The organism is Bilifractor sp. HCP3S3_D3 (genome assembly GCF_052063915.1).
Lineage (GTDB): Bacteria > Bacillota > Clostridia > Lachnospirales > Lachnospiraceae > Bilifractor.
In genome coordinates, this window is record NZ_JBQHWP010000007.1 from 100,704 (window position 1) to 117,860 (window position 17,157).

Here is a 17,157-nt window from a genome sequence, read left to right on the forward strand (position 1 = left end):
TTATACAGTATCATAGTTTGAACAGCTCTTCGAAAACGCAGACAGGATCGTCGCACGCGAAGCGCGCGTAAGAGACTGTATGCGATTTCGAAGGCAACAGGTATGAGCACGAAGTGACGCGCAAGCGGCACAGAAGTGCGAATATGCGCGGGCAGTGAGCCACAGCCGCTCACACATAGTGTGAAGCGGTGGGGCGAACGCCGCGACAGACCGACAAAGTCGGTCACCTGTAGGATTGCAAGAGTGCGAAGCACGGAGCAATCCGTAGCTTATACACTTTGTGATACAATATGTTCTTGGCCCACGGGGAGCTTGCTCACCAGTGGGCAAGAACATTAGCGACGACAACAGGTATGAGCATGAAGCGGTGCGAAGCACCGCGAGAATGCGAATGCCTGTTAGCGGCACGGAAGCTGCGAAGCAGCGCCATTTTATTCCTCTCCATTCACCACAATCGTCTCCGTCGTCTCAACCGCTTCTTTCATGAGCGGTTCGATTACATCATCCAGTTTATGTTCCGAGCGCTCGATGACCTTCAGAATCGGATGGGTCACGGGATGCTTTGCGACAAAGATCGTGCAGCAATCCTCGTAGGGAAGGATCGAAGTATCAAAGGTCCCGATCTGCTGTGCCCGATCCACGATCTCCTGCTTGTCAAAGCCAATCAGCGGACGGTAAACGGGAAGCGTACACACGGCATTGGTACACAGAAGACTCTGTGCCGTCTGACTGGCAACCTGACCAATACTCTCTCCCGTGATCAGTCCCAGCGCACCGTCCTGTCCGGCAAAAATTTCCGCGATCCGCATCATGTATCTTCTCATGATAATCGTGAGTTCCTCGTGCGGACATTTTTCATAGATTGCCATCTGGATATCCGTGAAATTCACAATGTGAAGCCGGATCTGTCCGGCATATCTCGCCACGAGCTTTGCCAGATCAACGACCTTCTGCTTTGCCCGCTCACTGGTGTACGGCGGCGCATGGAAATACACCGCATCAATCTTTACTCCGCGCTTTGCGATCATATATCCCGCAACCGGAGAATCAATTCCTCCCGATAACAGAAGCTCCGCGCTTCCGTTCGAACCTACGGGCATTCCGCCCGGCCCTGGTATTGTCTCAGAGTAGACATAAATACTCTGCCGCACTTCTACGGAAAGCACCACATCCGGATTGTGTACATCAACCTTCATCCACGGGCAGCCGAGAAGCACCGCCTCACCCAGATCTGCATTGAGTTCCATGGAATCATGAGGATATTTCTTGTTCGGCCTTCTGGCAACTACCTTGAATGTTCTCGGTGTTCCCTCCGGATAGACGGTTCTCACAAACTCCGCAACCTGTGCCTTGACGTTGTCGTAATCCATATTCTCGATGATCAGAACCGGGCTGATACCCGCGATCCCGAACACCGTCTTCAATGCTTCTATCGCGCCCTCATAGTCGAAGCCACCATCAGCACGGACATAGATTCTTCCCATTTCTCTGGTGACATCAAAGGTTCCGTCTACTCTCTTCAGCGCTCTGACAATATGGTGCACAAGCGCATCCTCAAAGAGATGTCTGTTCTTTCCCTTAATACCGATCTCCGCGTATTTGATCAAAAATGCCTGATACATAAATTTTCTTTCCCTTTTGCCTTCCTGCACACGCGCTGCTGCCCGCTCTCCCGAAACACGCATCGCGTATCATCTCACAGTGAATCTTCTGATTCGCATCCCCACCGGTCAATTTATGGCGAATCCTCGTCTCCACATCTTATTTTCTGGTGAATCTCCGGAGCTGCGGCACCACTTCATGCAGTACCCCAATGGTGTAATCAATCTCCTCCATCGTCGTCAGTTCACAGAAGCTGAACCGCACCGAAGACTCCATGATTTCTCTCGGTGCATGAATTGCCTCCATGGTTGCGCTTCCTCCCCGCCTGTGACTGGAGCATGCACTCCCCGCAGAAACGCTGATACCTCTGGATTCCAGGGTATGCAGAAGCACCTCACTGCGTATTCCCTCGAATGAAATATTCAGAATATGCGGAGCACCCTGCCGGAGATCTGCCGGTCCGTTGATATGAATCTTCCCGAGATCCGCTACGCCTTCTGCCAGATGTTCCTTCAGACTGTACATATGCTCCGCGTTTTCCCTGAGCGATGCACAGATTTTCTCCGCGGCGGTACCCAGTCCCGCGATCCCCGGAACATTGTCCGTTCCGGAACGCATTCCGTTCTGCTGTCCGCCTCCATAGATCAGTGGATTTATCTTCACCCGCTGATCAATGTACAGAAAGCCCGATCCCTTTGGCCCATGGATTTTGTGTCCGCTGACGGAGAGCATATCAATCTTCATTCGTTTTGGATAGATCGGATACTTTCCGAAGGACTGAATCGCGTCTACATGGAAAAAAGTACCCGGATACCGGCTGCGCAGCATTTCGCCGATTTCCGCCACGGGCTCCACGGACCCGATCTCATTATTCACCATCATGACGGACACCAGTATCGTATCCTCCGTCATCGCCTCCTCCAGATCATGAAGATCCAGAACGCCGTCTCTGCCAACCGGAAGCTTGACAATCTCATAGCCCATAGCCTCCAGTGCCGCTGCCGGAGCCGCAATCGCCGAATGCTCAATCGCTGTAGTGATAATCCGTCTGCCTCTGCGCCTGTTCGCGAGCGCCGTCCCGAACAGCGCCCAGTTATCCGACTCCGTGCCGCCGGATGTAAAATAGATCTCGCCCGGCTTTACCTTCAGAATCCCGGACAGAATTTCCGCGCTTTTCCGGATATATTTTTCCGCATCAACGCCTTTCTGATGCATGGAGGAAGGATTGCCGTAATCCTCCAGCATCGTTTTTCTCACGATATCCGCAACCTCCTCATAACAGCGGGTTGTTGCCGAATTGTCAAGATATGCTTCCATGTTACCGTTCTTTCTATATTATCATTGTCACTTTATACCGCGGTTTAGACAAATATTTGTTCGTTTATCTCAGTAAACCACCATACGTTACATCGTGCCGCAAACTGTATAAGCCCCCGTCAGTCTCTTTCCAGAAGATACATCAGGATCGACAGCATGGTCATTCCTGCAGTCTCTGTTCTGAGAATTCTCTTGCCGAGCGTAATGGTCGTAAACCCGTTCTTTCTCGCATCCTCAGCTTCCCGCTCATCGAACCCGCCTTCCGGGCCAATCAGGACGCCCACCGACTGTCCCGGCCGTATGCCGGACAGAACCGACCGCGTCTTCTCCATTCCGCCCTCCATTTCATAGGGCATCAGCCGGACATCAAGGCTTCGGGAAAATTCCAGAGCCTCCCCGAACGTCATGATATCATGAACCTCGGGGATGATGAGACGTTTTGACTGCTTGGCAGCACTTTCCGCAATCTTGTTCCACCGGGCCACCTTCTGCGCTGCCCTCTTCCCATCCAGCTTCATGATACACCGCCTGGACGAGACCGGAATCACCGAATATGCTCCCAGTTCGACCGCCTTCTGAACAACGGTCTCCATTTTATCACCTTTGGGAAGACATTGAAACAGGAAAATCCTCGACGGGAGTTCTTTTCCGGGCAGCTGTGCGTCCAGGATCCTGCAGACCACTTCTTTCTCCGAAAGAGAAACCACCTCACAGGTATACTCCCACTCATCCTGGCAGGAGATCAGAATCGTTTCGCCCGGACGCATCCGCAGCACATTACGAATATGCTGTACATCCTCTCCCGTAATATGGACCAGACCGTCTTCAATCTGTGACCGGTCCGCAAAAAATCTGTACATATCTCCGTCCCTGCCTTAATCCGGCTTTCTCGCGGTAATCGATACCCACTCACCCTGCTGCGTCTGCTCCACAATTTCAAGCCCCGCCGCCCTGCAGGCATCCAGAACCTTGTAGGCCTGATCCTCAAGAATGCCCGAGGTGATGTAAATGCCGTCCTTCTTCATCGCCGGCACAACCGCCGGAGTCATCGGAACCAGGATATCCGCCAGAATATTCGCCGTAATGATATCATACTTCCCATATCCCGCTTTGTCCCGCGTCTCCTGGTCATCGATCATGTTGCCGATGATCATGTCAAAGGCGCCGTCCGGTATATCGTTTGCCTTCCGGTTATCCTCGACCGCAGGCACTGCGCAGGGATCCAGGTCGGTTCCAAGCACATGTCCTGCGCCAAACTTGACTGCGACAATTCCGAGAATTCCACTTCCCGTTCCCACATCCAGCATCTCCATCCCCGGCTTCACGTATTTCCGGAGCTGACGAATACACAGCTGCGTCGTCTCATGCATTCCGGTTCCAAACGCGGTGCCGGGATCGATGTGAAGGATCATCTTGTCCCTGTCCTCTTCCTTCACCTGCTCCCAGGATGGAATGATCAGGATATCATCCACATAGAACTGTTTGAAATACTGCTTCCAGTTGTTGATCCAGTCCTTATCTTCCGTCTCGGACTCCTCGATCGTTCCCTCCCCGATATCGGTGTAGGAACGCAGTTCGTCCAGAGCTTCTCTTGCCTTCTGAAGGACAGCTTCCGTATCTGTCTCCTCCGGGTCCAGATAAAAATTCAGATACGCGATGCCGTCATCGTCGGGCAGATCAGGCAGAATATCCACAAACATCTGCTCCTTTTCTTCTCTGGTAAGCGGCTTCTTGTCCTCAATCTCAGCGCCTTCAATGCCACAGTCATAGAGCGTTGCAATGACTATATCCTCCGCGTCTTCGATTGTCTTTAAACGGTATTTCTTCCATTTCATCTCTGTAAATCCTCTCATTCATCGACACGCTTACCGGATTGCCCGGATGCGCAGTATAAAAACAATTCCCGATAGATCAACCGTTTCCTCTCAGGACATACACCGTGTACGGATCCATGGCAAACAAAAAGAAGCCGCCAAAGAAAAATGCTTTCTCACCGGCAATGCGGTTTGTATGGACCCGATGTCGGGGTATAGATACCGCACGGTCTTTTTCGTCTCTTGAAGTATAACCGTATTTTCACTTCTTGAAAAGGAATATTTCCTGAAAGAGCGATTTTCCTGAAAGAGCGGTTTTCCTGAAAGAGCGGTTTTGAAATGAGAATGAATAGAGAAATACCTCCTCCCGGACTGCAAGGAGGCTGCCGTACCGGCCCTGCTCAGACCAATGCGACAGCCTCCTGATCATCCGGCTGTATACACCGGAAATCCGCTCTTCACTATTACCGTTTATGGCACGATTATCGTATGGGCGTTACTCTTTTTTCCGCCCGAATCTTACCTTTTTCTTTTTCGGCTCTTCTTCGCTTCCCAGAGAATTGCCGCTTTCGGCATCAAATTCTCTCAGAAGCTCCTTTGCCTCTTTTGAAAGATTTGTGGGTGTCTGCACAATCAATGTCACATATTGATCGCCCCGCACATTTTTGTTGTGGATCGATGGAACGCCCTTTCCTCTCAGCCGGATTCTCGTCCCCGTCTGAGTTCCCGGCTTCACCGTATACACCACATCGCCGTCCACCGTATTCAGCCGGATATCCCCGCCCAGTGCAGCCTGCGCAAAGCTGACCGGTGCTGATGAATAGATATCCACACCGTCACGCTGAAAAATCGGATGTGGAGCAACCGCTACCTGCACAAGCAGATCCCCTCTCGGGCCTCCGTTTACGCCTGGTTCTCCCTTGTCGCGGATGCGGATGCTCTGTCCGTCGTCAATTCCGGCCGGAATATCGACCTGAATTTTCTTTCTGGAGGAAGTGAACCCACTTCCATGACAGTCTGGGCATTTATCACGGATGATCTTTCCGGTTCCTCCGCAGTGCGGACAGGTCTGGATATTCTGAATCATACCGAACATGCTCTGCTGGGTCTGCCTGATCTGACCGGTTCCGTGACAATGGGGACAGGTCTCCGGTGAAGTTCCGGGTCTTGCCCCTGAACCGCCGCACGTCTTGCAGGTATCCTTCAGCGTCAGCTCAATTTCCTTCTTGCAGCCGAATACAGCCTCCTCGAATGAAATGTGCACAATAGCTCTCAGAGATGCGCCTCTTCTGGGGCCATTGTTTGTGCTGCTTCTTCCGCCGCCGCCGAAAATATCGCCGAAAATGTCGCCAAATCCACCGGATCCGAAAATGTCATTGAAGTCAAAGCCTCCGAAACCGCCGGCACCACCGGCGCCGCCATTCTCAAAGGCAGCATGGCCGAACTGATCATACTGTCTTCTCTTGTCCGGATCACTCAGAACGGAATACGCTTCACTGGCTTCCGCAAATTTCTCGGCCGCATCCTTATCTCCGGGATTCATGTCCGGATGATATTTTTTTGCAAGCTTACGATACGCCCGCTTGATGGTCTCCTCATCCGCATTCCTGTCGACCCCCAGGACCTCGTAATAGTCTCTCTTTTCAGCCATTGATTTTCCTCACAATCTGCTTCTGTTTCTAAAAATCAGAGAACGAGTTCCGGCCGAACGGATCGAAACCCGTGACCGGAACATCGCTGTCTCCTGTAATCTGAATCAGACTTCCTTGTAGTCTGCGTCTACGACGTCATCGCCGCCGTTATTGCCTGCGCTGCTTCCGCCCTGAGCGCCGCCCTGCGGGCCTGCGCCTGCGCCCGGATTCGGGCCGCCCTGATTCTGCTGCATGTTCTCGTACATCTTCGTGAACAGAGCCTGTGAAGAATTCATCAGTTTCTCCTTCGCCGCCTTGATGTCCGTTACCTGCGCGTCAGTCAGGCTTCCGTCTGCCGGAGCCTTCGCGAGCAGATCCTTCAGTGCGTTCAGGTCTGCCTCAACGCCGCTCTTCTGATCCGCCGGCACCTTGTCGCCGACTTCCTTCAGAGCCTTCTCTACCTGGAATACCGTCGAATCCGCTTCATTCTTCGTATCTACGGCTTCCTTTCTCTTCTTGTCCTCAGCCTCGTACTGCGCTGCCTCTTTGACTGCCTTGTCGATCTCCGCGTCGCTCATGCTCGATCCGGAAGTGATCGTGATGTGCTGCTCCTTGCCGGTTCCGAGATCCTTTGCGGATACGTTTACAATGCCGTTCGCGTCGATATCGAAGGTTACCTCGATCTGCGGAACGCCACGCATTGCCGGCGGGATTCCGTCCAGACGGAACTGTCCGAGGGACTTATTGTCTCTGGCGAACTTACGCTCACCCTGTACGACGTTGATATCCACTGCGGTCTGATTGTCCGCTGCCGTGGAGAAGATCTGGCTCTTCTTCGTCGGGATTGTGGTATTTCTCGGAATCAGCGGTGTCGCGATTCCTCCCATGGTCTCAATGGAAAGGGTCAGCGGTGTGACATCGAGCAGAAGCACGTCTCCGGCTCCAGCATCTCCGGCCAGCTTGCCTCCCTGAATCGATGCGCCGATTGCCACGCACTCATCCGGGTTCAGGTTCTTGCTCGGCTCATGTCCGGTCAGCTGTCTTACCTTGTCCTGTACCGCCGGGATACGTGTGGAACCACCGACCAGAAGAACCTTCGCAAGGTCAGATGCGGTAAGTCCTGCGTCGTTCAGAGCAGTTCTTACCGGCTCCGCGGTCGCCTCCACAAGATCTGCGGTCAGCTCGTCGAATTTTGCCTTTGTCAGGTTGAGATCCAGATGCTTTGCGCCGTCCGCCGTAGCGGTGATGAACGGAAGGTTGATGTTCGTGGTGGTCGCGCTGGAAAGCTCGATCTTTGCCTTCTCTGCCGCCTCACGGATTCTCTGCATCGCCATCTTGTCGCCGGAGAGGTCGATGCCTTCCTGCTTCTTGAATTCACTTACGATATAATCGGCAACTCTCTTATCAAAGTCGTCGCCGCCCAGATGGTTATTGCCGGCGGTAGCCAGTACCTCGATGACTCCGTCGCCGATCTCGATGATGGACACATCGAAGGTGCCGCCGCCGAGATCGTATACCATAACCTTCTGCTCTTTCTCATTGTCCAGGCCGTAAGCCAGCGCCGCTGCTGTCGGCTCGTTGATGATACGCTTTACATCAAGTCCGGCGATCTTGCCGGCGTCCTTTGTCGCCTGACGCTGTGCGTCATTGAAATATGCCGGGCAGGTGATGACGGCCTCTGTGACCTTTTCTCCAAGATAGCCTTCCGCGTCACTCTTCAGCTTCTGCAGAATCATCGCGGAGATCTCCTGCGGAGTGTAGCTCTTGCCGTCAATGGTGACTCTGTAATCGGAGCCCATGTGACGCTTGATCGATGAAATCGTATGATCCGCGTTTGTAACTGCCTGACGCTTTGCCGGCTCGCCTACCAGACGCTCTCCTGTTTTTGTGAACGCAACAACGGACGGGGTCGTACGGCTTCCTTCCGCGTTCGCGATAACGGTGGGTTTTCCACCTTCCATAACGGCTACACAGCTGTTTGTTGTACCAAGGTCAATACCGATAATTTTTCCCATTCTATTTTCCTCCTGATCGGATCTGTTTTTCTGTAATGTCAGTTGGCCACCTTCACCATACTGTGACGAACTACGACATCCTTGTACTTATATCCCTTCTGAAGCTCCTGTGTGATGATGTTTTCACCGACATCCGGGTTGTCCTCATGCATCACCGCATTATGAAGATTCGGATCAAACTCGGCGCCCTCCGCCTCGATGGTCTCAACGCCCATATCTGTCAGGATCTTCGTCATCTGCTTGTAAATCTTGTTCATCCCCTGAACGAACGAATCCGACTCATCCGCTCCGGCAAGTCCTCTTTCAAAATTATCGACCACCGGAAGGATCTTCTCGATAACATCTCTCGCGCCCATATCGAACATCTCGGATTTTTCTCTCTCCGTGCGCTTGCGGAAATTGTCGAACTCAGCCATCTGACGCTGCAGTCTGTCGGTGAGTTCTTCAATCTTCTCATCCTTCTTGTCCTTTTTTATCTTTTTCCCGGAACCGGATCCTTTCGCATTATCACCATTTTCCACAGAGCCGTCGCTTTTCGCCTCATCCTGCTTCTCTTTGGAATCAGATTTCCCGGCTTCATTCTGCCTTGCCTTCTCTTGGGTCTGATCCGCGGCTTTTCCGTTACGAACTCCGTCTTCCTTTTCTGTCTTCTCTTCCTTCATCGTATCTGCTTCTGCTGTACGTTTCTCTGTATCTTTTGCTTTTTCTTCGTTCATATGATTATCCTTCTTCATGGCTCTTTTTTCCTCTGCTTTCGGGTCTGCCCCGTCGGCGCCCCGCCTGCTGTTATTCACGTCTGCCATGTCTGTCCCGCCTTTCTGTTTTTATTGCTTCTAAATCTAATGTGAATCTCCGCATGGATTAATCACTTCTTCGTGTACTCCCGGATCCCGGTCTGCTAGGACTCTGTGCTGTCATCGATAATGTCATGATCGGACGAGGTCTCGAGCTTGGCGTCTCCGTTTCCAAAGAGAGCATTCATCTGTGATTTCAGCTGCTTCAGATTTTCTACTACTTTCTTATAATCCATTCTCCGAGGGCCTACAATAGCGACCGTTCCTTTCATCCCGTTTCCAAGATTGTAGTTTGCGGTGACAACGGAGCAGTCCTTCATGCCCTGAATCGGGGATTCGTTCCCGATATAGGCGGTGATCCCGTTCGAGGCTTCCTCGCCCGGAGCCGTCTCGCGGATCATCTCAGCCAGTTCCTTCTTATCTCCGAACGCGGTCATCAGCTCCTTGGCTTTTTTCGAATCCGCAAGTTCCGGATAGTCGAAAATATTTGTCGCACCGCTCAGATAGATCGGCATGTCCTCCTCTCCCGGCTGTATGGTCTCTGCCACTGCATCGATCACACTGCTGATGACTTCGCTATGAATGCCTGCCTGCTGCTTCATCCGAGTGATCATGTCCAGATTGATCTCGCCGATTGTCTTTCCGTTCAGCTCGTTGTTCAGAAGCAGATTCAGTTTCAGAATATCGTCTTCATCAATAGATTCCTTGAGGTCAATCATCTGGTTTTTGACCAGATTCCCCTGTGCCACCACTACCGCGAGAAGCTGTTTCTCATTGATCCGGGACAACTGAATGAACTTCAATGAGTTCTGATGATACGACGGTCCCGCAATCATTGTCGCATAATTGGTGTTCTGTGCCAGCACATCCACGACCTGCTTCAGTACCTTCTCCATACGATCCGTTTTCTGAATCATCAGCGTCTGTGCTTCAGCATCCTGATTTGTTTTCTGTATCAGCTCGTTTACATAAAGCCGATATCCCTTATCGGAGGGAATCCGTCCGGACGAAGTATGCGGCTGAATAATATACCCCATTTCCTCCAGATCCGACATCTCATTTCGGATGGTCGCGGAGCTTAGATTCAGGTCTGTGTATTTGGAAATTGTCCGTGATCCGACAGGCTCTCCCGTCTCCAGGTATGTCTGGATAATAGCCTTTAGAATCGTCTTTTTTCGTTCATCCAAATCTTCTCCCACTCCTTGGCTCCTTTCTTCCTTCTGAGGATTGATCTCCGGCAGGATCGTTCCCTTTGCCGGTTTGTCAGCACTCTAAATTGCAGAGTGCTAACGCCTATGTTTCATAAGATAGCACTGCATTATTTTTTTGTCAACTACTTTTGCTGTTGCGCGGTGAATGCGCGGTGAATTGAGCGCGGCGCTAATGGCAAATTATTTTCGGGTTAATTCTTATGGCAATTCATCGCAAAAAATATTTGAACAATCCTCCGGAAGGAATGACCTATCAGAAAATCCAACACTTCGCATTCGGCTGCGGCTCACTGTTCGCGTAAAAAAAACAGGCCGTCACAGTTCCCTGTCTGCTCCAGCCTGCTGCCTGTCGGCATATAATACCGCGCAAGAGCGCAGCTTTATCCCTTGTAATGCTTCTGTTGAATCATTTGTAATGCTTCTATTAAAATGTCAGGGACTTGTCACTGCTTAGTATGTAGTATGGCATGTGTTCCTCGCCATATGTCACGTGTCAGATGTCCTTCGCCGCACTGACCACGTATCTGTTCCTGTCAGTCGTTCAGATACCCGGCTTCATTGTAGATCAATGCCATGAACTCCAGATCATCGTCCGAATTGTTCTCCATGCTGTGATACTGTCCGACCTCAATCACGCAGACGTCTCCGGCTGACACATGATAAATCCTGTGGTCATTATCAATAAAATCACCGTGGCCCTTCAGAATATAGTAAGGCTCCGTGTCATGTACATGCTGATGCCAGCCTACGCTTGCGCCTGGCGGAAGTGTAACCTTTGCGTACATCCTTCCATGCCCCATAAGCTCCTCCCTGGACACAATATGGGAAACCTTTGCTCTTCCTCTTCCTCCTGCAAGGCCATCTACATAAGTAACGTTCTCTTTACGGACCATTTCCTGTCCCCTCCTGTCTGGTTTTTAAAGCCGATGCACTTGTCCTTATCCTGAATATTGAACCCTGACCTGTATGTGTTGACATTCTGTTTTTTCTCAGACACGGATTGTGAGTATCCTGCCCGAGGAGTTATATTTTTCAAACTCTACTCCAGCTGCCTGAAACATCATTTTCGATGCAATGACGGAAGGTGTTTTGTCATACTTGTCGTCATCATAGATAACCTTCCGGATTCCCGCCTGGATAATTGCCTTCGCACATTCATTACACGGGAAAAGCGAGACATACAGCTTTGCCCCTTCGAGACTTCCACCCCGGTAATTCAGGATCGCGTTCAGCTCGCTGTGCGTCACGTAGACATACTTTGTTTTCAGCGGATCCTCGTTGCTTCTGGCCCACGGAAAGGCATCATCGGAGCAGCCTCTCGGAAATCCATTATAGCCGATGGAAAGAATCTTGTTGTCCTGGCTCACGATACAGCATCCCACCTGGGAATTCGGATCCTTGGAACGCATGCCTGCCAGCTTGGCAACTGCCATAAAATACTCATCCCAGGAAATATAATCTTTTCGCTTATCTGACATCGTTCCTCCAGCATTCTGTGTATAAGCCCTTCGAAAACGCAGACAGATCGCCTGTAGGATCGCAAGTGTACGAAGCATGGGCAATCCGCAGCTTATACCGTGTGTATCCCCGTTCACAACATGTCGGCGCTTTACTTTGTTCCGAAAATTCTGTCTCCCGCGTCGCCGAGTCCGGGCACAATGTATCCTTGTTCATTCAGATGATCGTCCAGCGCGCCTACCACGATGGATACATCCGGATGTTCCTTCTTCAGGCGCTCCAGTCCCTGCGGTGCCGCAATGATACAGAGAAAATGAATTTTCTGGCATCCATGCTTTTTCAGCTGACGAATCGCGTCACAGGCAGAGCCTCCGGTCGCCAGCATCGGATCTACCACAAAAACCTCACGTTCTTCAATGTCGGAGGGGAGCTTGCAGTAATACTCCACCGGCTGAAGAGATTCCGGATCTCTGTACATGCCGATGTGTCCGACCTTTGCGGCGGGGATCAGCGTCTGGATACCGGAAACCATTCCCAGACCCGCACGAAGAATCGGTACGATGGCCAGCTTCTTGCCGGCCAGTCTCTGAACGGTTGTTTTTGTGATCGGTGTCTGAATCTCTACGTCCTCAAGAGGAATACTGCGTGTTGACTCATAGCACTCCAACATGGCAATCTCGGAGATAATCTCGCGAAATTCCTTGGTCCCCGTACTTTCCTCGCGGATGATTCCGATTTTATGCTTGATCAGCGGATGATCCATAATAATTACTTTTCCCATTTTTCTTCCTTTCCACTCATATAACTGCAAGACACAGGTTCCTCACAAACGATCTGTCTCCATCCGGACACAGGTGCAGCATTCTCCGGCGAATTACCGCTTCCTTCCGGCATCCAGGTCCTTTGCATTACTGTTTCCACGAGTTGTGCCTCTGCAACATGCAGCGGGCTCTCTTCCGGCAATCCGATTTTCGCCTCGTTACTGTTCCTCTTCAATCTTACGGATCCTTCGGATATGTCTCTCCCCCTCCGAGAACGGTGTGTCGAGGAACGCGTCTACAATTCCGCACGCAACTCCGGGTCCCGTGACTCTTCCGCCCATCGCAAGGATATTTGCATCGTTATGCTCCCGCGTTGCCCTCGCCATATACTCGTTCGTGCAGAGTGCGCAGCGGATTCCCTTCATCTTATTTGCAGTGATCGAGATGCCGATTCCGGTACCGCAGATCAGGATTCCCTTCTCGCAGCTTCCATCCTGAACAGCGTGCCCGACCTTGTGGGCATAATCCGGGTAATCGACAGATTCTTCGCTGAAACATCCAAAATCCCTGTATGCGATTCCCTTAGCATCAAGATGAGTTTTGACCTCCTGCATCAGCCGGTAACCGCCATGGTCACATCCAAGTGCTATCATTTTGTCCTCCTTCTCTGCAGCACGCATGTGCTGATCTGTATCTGCCTCTTTCTGAAAACCCGGTCAGGCACCTCTCACGCCTGAATCACTTCATGGCCGGCCGCCTTGATCAGACGATTCATGATTGCCTGACCCATTCTCGGTGTCTCAAAGGATTCTGTATAGATATAGTCAACCCCGTCAGCATCGAAGTCCCGCAGAATCTCATATAGATGGTGCGCAATCGTCCTGTCGTCTGCCCTGCTTCCAATACAACGGATATCTCCTTCTGTGTACCTGTCCCGGCTCTCCTCTGTGCAGATGATACCGACACGAAAGCCCTCTGAAAGCCTCTTTTCGGTAAGCTCCCGGATTTTTGAAAAAACAGCCTCCGGCTGTCCCTCTACGATCGCAAGATCTGCCTTCGGCGCATAATGCTTGTACCGCATGCCCGGCGCCTTCGGCCGCACATGAATATTCTCGGACATGATACCAGGGTCAACTGTGACCTCTCCGATCACCTTCTCCAACATCTCCTGATTCAGAAAACCCGGACGCAAAATGACCGGATGTCCCTCACTGAAATCCACAATCGTAGACTCCAGACCGATATTCACCTGACCTCCGTCAATGATCATATCGATCTTGCTGCCGAGATCCTCCTCCACATGACTGGCGAGCGTCGGGCTCGGTCTTCCGGAGGTGTTTGCGCTCGGCGCGGCAACATATCCGCCTCCCTGACGGATCATCTCCCTTGCAATGGCATTGTCCGGAAAACGGACCGCCACCGTATCCAGCCCTCCCGTTGTCTCATAGGGAACCAGATCGGTCTTCTGAAAAATCATGGTCAGCGGTCCCGGCCAGTATCTCTCTGCCAGTCTCCTCGCTCCCTCCGGGAACTCACGGATCAGCGGAAAAAGATGCTCCAGATCAGCGATGTGTACAATCAGCGGATTGTCCGAGGGTCTTCCCTTCGCGGCATAGATCTTTCGGGAAGCCTCAGGATCCAGGGCATTTCCTCCAAGTCCGTAGACCGTCTCCGTCGGAAATGCGACAAGGCCTCCCGCTCTCAGAATTCTTCCCGCCTCACGAAGGGCATCCATATCCAGGTTATCTTCCGTCATCCTGACAATTTTTGCTTTTCCAGTCTGCATGGATCGGTTCACTTCCATCCTTTAATAATCATCTTCGCGAAGCGGCAGGTCACAGTTCTCCCCTATCTCCGGGCTTTCGTTCACAATATCCTGAATCGTCTTGTAGGAATTCATGAACTGCTTCTGCACGCGGTTGAAGATCTCGACAACATTTGCAAGCTCTTCCTGGACAGCTTCATACTTCTGTTTCCCCTCGCGGTTGATCTCATCAACCTCCTTCTGCACACCCGCCAGAGTTTTCTGTGCCTCTACCTGCGCTTCGTCACGAATTTTCCTTGCTTCCGTCTCTGCCTCTGAGATTCTTCTCTGCTTCTCAGCCTCAGTCTCACGGTCAATCTGCTTTGCGCGGATCTTTGCCTCATAGATCAGGCTTCCGATTGTCTCATAATTATCGACATACGACTGATACTTCTCGCGGATGGTTTTCTCCATCTTGAGGATCTCCTGATCCCGCGCCTCCAGTGTCTCCTGAAGCTCCGCAATCTTTGCGTCCTTTTCGCTGATCTCGTTATCCTTCGCTGCAAGGGCTTTCTTCGCATCCGCGAGATCCCGGATTATTTTGCTCTTTTCCTGATAGGCATTATCCTTTAATCGCTGAAGCTCAGCCAGCACATCGTCCTTGTCGTACCCTCCAAATGCGGTAGTCTTGAACAATTCTTCATTTTCGGCCATAGCGGTTACCCCCTTTGATCGTATACTCCCGTAATCGAAACGAGATAAAACGCGCTTCGCGGGTTTTATCTCGTCTTCGCAATACCCGCCAAAAGCGATGAGCGCCCGGCTCACCGTAAGCGTAAGTAAAGTATAGCACAGCATCCCCGGATTTTAAATCTCGGATTCCATACCGACTTTTCTCCCTGCCCGTCCGCGATGCTCTGCTCACTCGCTGTCCTTCAGATAACTGCTGATGATTTTCCAGACATCGGATCGCTCGTAGCCGAGCCTCCATTCCGCAACACCGGCAAGATCCGCCTTGCGGATCAGTTTCATCTTCTCTTCGATGGATTTTTCATCCTCCAGCCAGATGCTGTAGGTCTCATCACCCACGGTGACACTTCCCGTGTTCTGACCGCTTTCCGAATCCCATCTTGTCTGGATACCGAGAGACTTCACCCACTCGTCCGCCTCGTCCATACCAAGAGCCTCACTCGAAGGTGCCTCTCCGGACACCGTTGTCCAGCCCCTCGTGTAAAACGGAATCGCGTTGATCACCTGGTCGGCAGGAACCTCCGCAAGCGTATCCTCAATGCCCTGCTTTACAAACGAAAGAGAGGCAACTGACCCCGCTTCGTCAGATCCCGCTGTATGCTCGTCATATCCCATAATAACAAGGTAGTCCACAGTTTTCGCCTGTTCAGCACGGTTCAGATATGCAGTATATACCGGAACATAATTATCCACGGAGACGATCAGATTTTTCGCATGAGCGGCAACGGAGAGTTCCCGAAGAAACTGCAGATACTGCGGCGTGTTCTCTGCGGTAACCGTTTCAATGTCGACATTGATTCCGTCCATTCCCGTGTCCTCCGCAGCCTGAATCAGCTGAGTGATCACGAGAGAACGGCTGTCACCGTCCATCAGTATGGTGCCGATGTCGGCCTTGCTTCCGCCCACGTCCTGCAGACATCCCCATACCTCAAGTCCTGCGTTATGCGCCATGTTCACATATTCCGCATTGGCGTAGGAAGTCAGCTTCCCTTTGTCATCGGAAAAGCTGAACCACGTCGGAGAAATCGTATTCAATCCTTCCGCATCCTTGGTCAGCTCGGTGAAAGAGCCCGTTCCATCATCATTCTCACTGCAATACTGCCAGGCGAGATTAATCTTCTGATCCGCGAACTTATGGTCAAAGATGAAGCGGGAGTCCGTGGTATGCTTGATCGTACCCTCAGGAGCTGTCTTCAGCTCGGACTTCAGAATATATCCGATAAATCCGTCACTCGTGGACACCTGACACCATTCATCCGCATTCCCAGTCAGAACAACGACGTCTCCTTCCTTCACGCTGGTCAGAACATCGCTCTTCGGACCGCCGCGGAAGCGGATCACATCATCTTTTGTCACCGTCTCTGCCGTAAGGTTCGTCCATTTGGTTCTTGCAACCACTCTCCACGGATCCTGATACACTTCCAGATCGATATCCGAATTCTCCCCGATACAGTCCGCAGAGATATACACGGTGTCTCCGTCCTTCAAAACCGCATTGCTCCCGTCATCAGGCGTCCAGGTTTTTGTGCCGTCCGGAAGAGTGAGCAGAAGCTTTCCGCTGCCGCTTTCCCAGAAAAATCCCGGATTCAGATAGTTCTCCACGGTATCATAATCTACATACACCTGATTGTTCTTTACCAGCCCCTTGGTCTCCAGAACGGCGTCATCCACAACCAGTGCCGCCTCCTTCCCGGATGTAAGACCAAAGTAGGAATTCAGATCCATCTGATCATAGGTAAAGGAATGCCGGTTATAGATAAATGCCGCAGTTCCGATAATCAGTACTACAATGATACCAAAAATAACAGCAGGGAGAGCAGAACGCTTTCCCCTCCTGCTTCTCTTTCGCGAATTCGACATAACAGACCTCTTGCGCCTCAAACGGACGTCTTTTTTTACAATATATTTCCGTGCCAGGCGAAAGGACCCTGCTGCTCATTCATCCATGCCCGCCTGCTCAGGCGCTGCGGCCGAAATCCGCTCTGTCACAATCGGACTTATTTTAACATGTTAAATGAGGCATGGCAAGGAGAGCACCTTCCGTAAAAAAACAGGAAACT

The 17,157-nt window shown here is 51.5% G+C and carries 15 protein-coding genes; all 15 read right to left on the minus strand.

The window, feature by feature from the left end; all coding sequences use genetic code 11:
• Positions 1-431: 431 nt before the first annotated feature.
• Complete coding sequence (thiI, locus tag ACTNDI_RS05950; protein ID WP_441099869.1) at positions 432-1,622, minus strand: tRNA uracil 4-sulfurtransferase ThiI; 1,191 nt, start codon at positions 1,620-1,622, stop codon at positions 432-434.
• A 139-nt stretch (positions 1,623-1,761) separates the two neighbouring features.
• Positions 1,762-2,919, minus strand: coding sequence for a cysteine desulfurase family protein (locus ACTNDI_RS05955; RefSeq protein WP_441099871.1), 1,158 nt, complete (start codon positions 2,917-2,919; stop codon positions 1,762-1,764).
• A gap of 119 nt (positions 2,920-3,038) precedes the next feature.
• A complete protein-coding gene (locus ACTNDI_RS05960) occupies positions 3,039-3,779 on the minus strand; it encodes a 16S rRNA (uracil(1498)-N(3))-methyltransferase (RefSeq protein WP_441099873.1) in 741 nt (246 codons plus the stop codon).
• Between the two features lie 15 nt (positions 3,780-3,794).
• Positions 3,795-4,754, minus strand: coding sequence for a 50S ribosomal protein L11 methyltransferase (gene prmA / locus ACTNDI_RS05965; RefSeq protein WP_441099875.1), 960 nt, complete (start codon positions 4,752-4,754; stop codon positions 3,795-3,797).
• Between the two features lie 475 nt (positions 4,755-5,229).
• Entirely contained in the window at positions 5,230-6,384 is a 1,155-nt protein-coding gene (gene dnaJ / locus ACTNDI_RS05970) for a molecular chaperone DnaJ (RefSeq protein ID WP_441099877.1), read from the minus strand.
• A gap of 105 nt (positions 6,385-6,489) precedes the next feature.
• A complete protein-coding gene (gene dnaK / locus ACTNDI_RS05975) occupies positions 6,490-8,379 on the minus strand; it encodes a molecular chaperone DnaK (protein ID WP_441099879.1) in 1,890 nt (629 codons plus the stop codon).
• Positions 8,380-8,417: 38 nt separating this feature from the next.
• A complete protein-coding gene (grpE, locus tag ACTNDI_RS05980; RefSeq protein ID WP_441099950.1) occupies positions 8,418-9,095 on the minus strand; it encodes a nucleotide exchange factor GrpE in 678 nt (225 codons plus the stop codon).
• 182 nt (positions 9,096-9,277) lie between these two features.
• A complete protein-coding gene (gene hrcA, locus ACTNDI_RS05985) occupies positions 9,278-10,372 on the minus strand; it encodes a heat-inducible transcriptional repressor HrcA (RefSeq protein ID WP_441099881.1) in 1,095 nt (364 codons plus the stop codon).
• A gap of 545 nt (positions 10,373-10,917) precedes the next feature.
• Positions 10,918-11,277 (minus strand): cupin domain-containing protein, encoded by a 360-nt coding sequence (locus ACTNDI_RS05990; RefSeq protein WP_441099883.1) that lies wholly within the window; start codon positions 11,275-11,277, stop codon positions 10,918-10,920.
• A gap of 96 nt (positions 11,278-11,373) precedes the next feature.
• Entirely contained in the window at positions 11,374-11,862 is a 489-nt protein-coding gene (locus tag ACTNDI_RS05995) for a deoxycytidylate deaminase (RefSeq protein ID WP_441099885.1), read from the minus strand.
• A gap of 131 nt (positions 11,863-11,993) precedes the next feature.
• A complete protein-coding gene (gene upp / locus ACTNDI_RS06000; protein ID WP_441099887.1) occupies positions 11,994-12,623 on the minus strand; it encodes a uracil phosphoribosyltransferase in 630 nt (209 codons plus the stop codon).
• A gap of 198 nt (positions 12,624-12,821) precedes the next feature.
• On the minus strand, positions 12,822-13,256 hold the full coding sequence (gene rpiB / locus ACTNDI_RS06005) for a ribose 5-phosphate isomerase B (RefSeq protein WP_441099889.1): 435 nt from the start codon (positions 13,254-13,256) through the stop codon (positions 12,822-12,824).
• A gap of 74 nt (positions 13,257-13,330) precedes the next feature.
• Positions 13,331-14,407, minus strand: coding sequence for an L-threonylcarbamoyladenylate synthase (locus tag ACTNDI_RS06010; RefSeq protein ID WP_441099891.1), 1,077 nt, complete (start codon positions 14,405-14,407; stop codon positions 13,331-13,333).
• 3 nt (positions 14,408-14,410) lie between these two features.
• The gene (locus ACTNDI_RS06015) at positions 14,411-15,061 is read right to left on the minus strand and encodes a hypothetical protein (RefSeq protein ID WP_441099892.1); all 651 of its coding nucleotides are present in this window, start codon (positions 15,059-15,061) and stop codon (positions 14,411-14,413) included.
• A gap of 207 nt (positions 15,062-15,268) precedes the next feature.
• A complete protein-coding gene (locus ACTNDI_RS06020; RefSeq protein ID WP_441099893.1) occupies positions 15,269-16,957 on the minus strand; it encodes a glycosyl hydrolase family 18 protein in 1,689 nt (562 codons plus the stop codon).
• Positions 16,958-17,157: the final 200 nt, after the last annotated feature.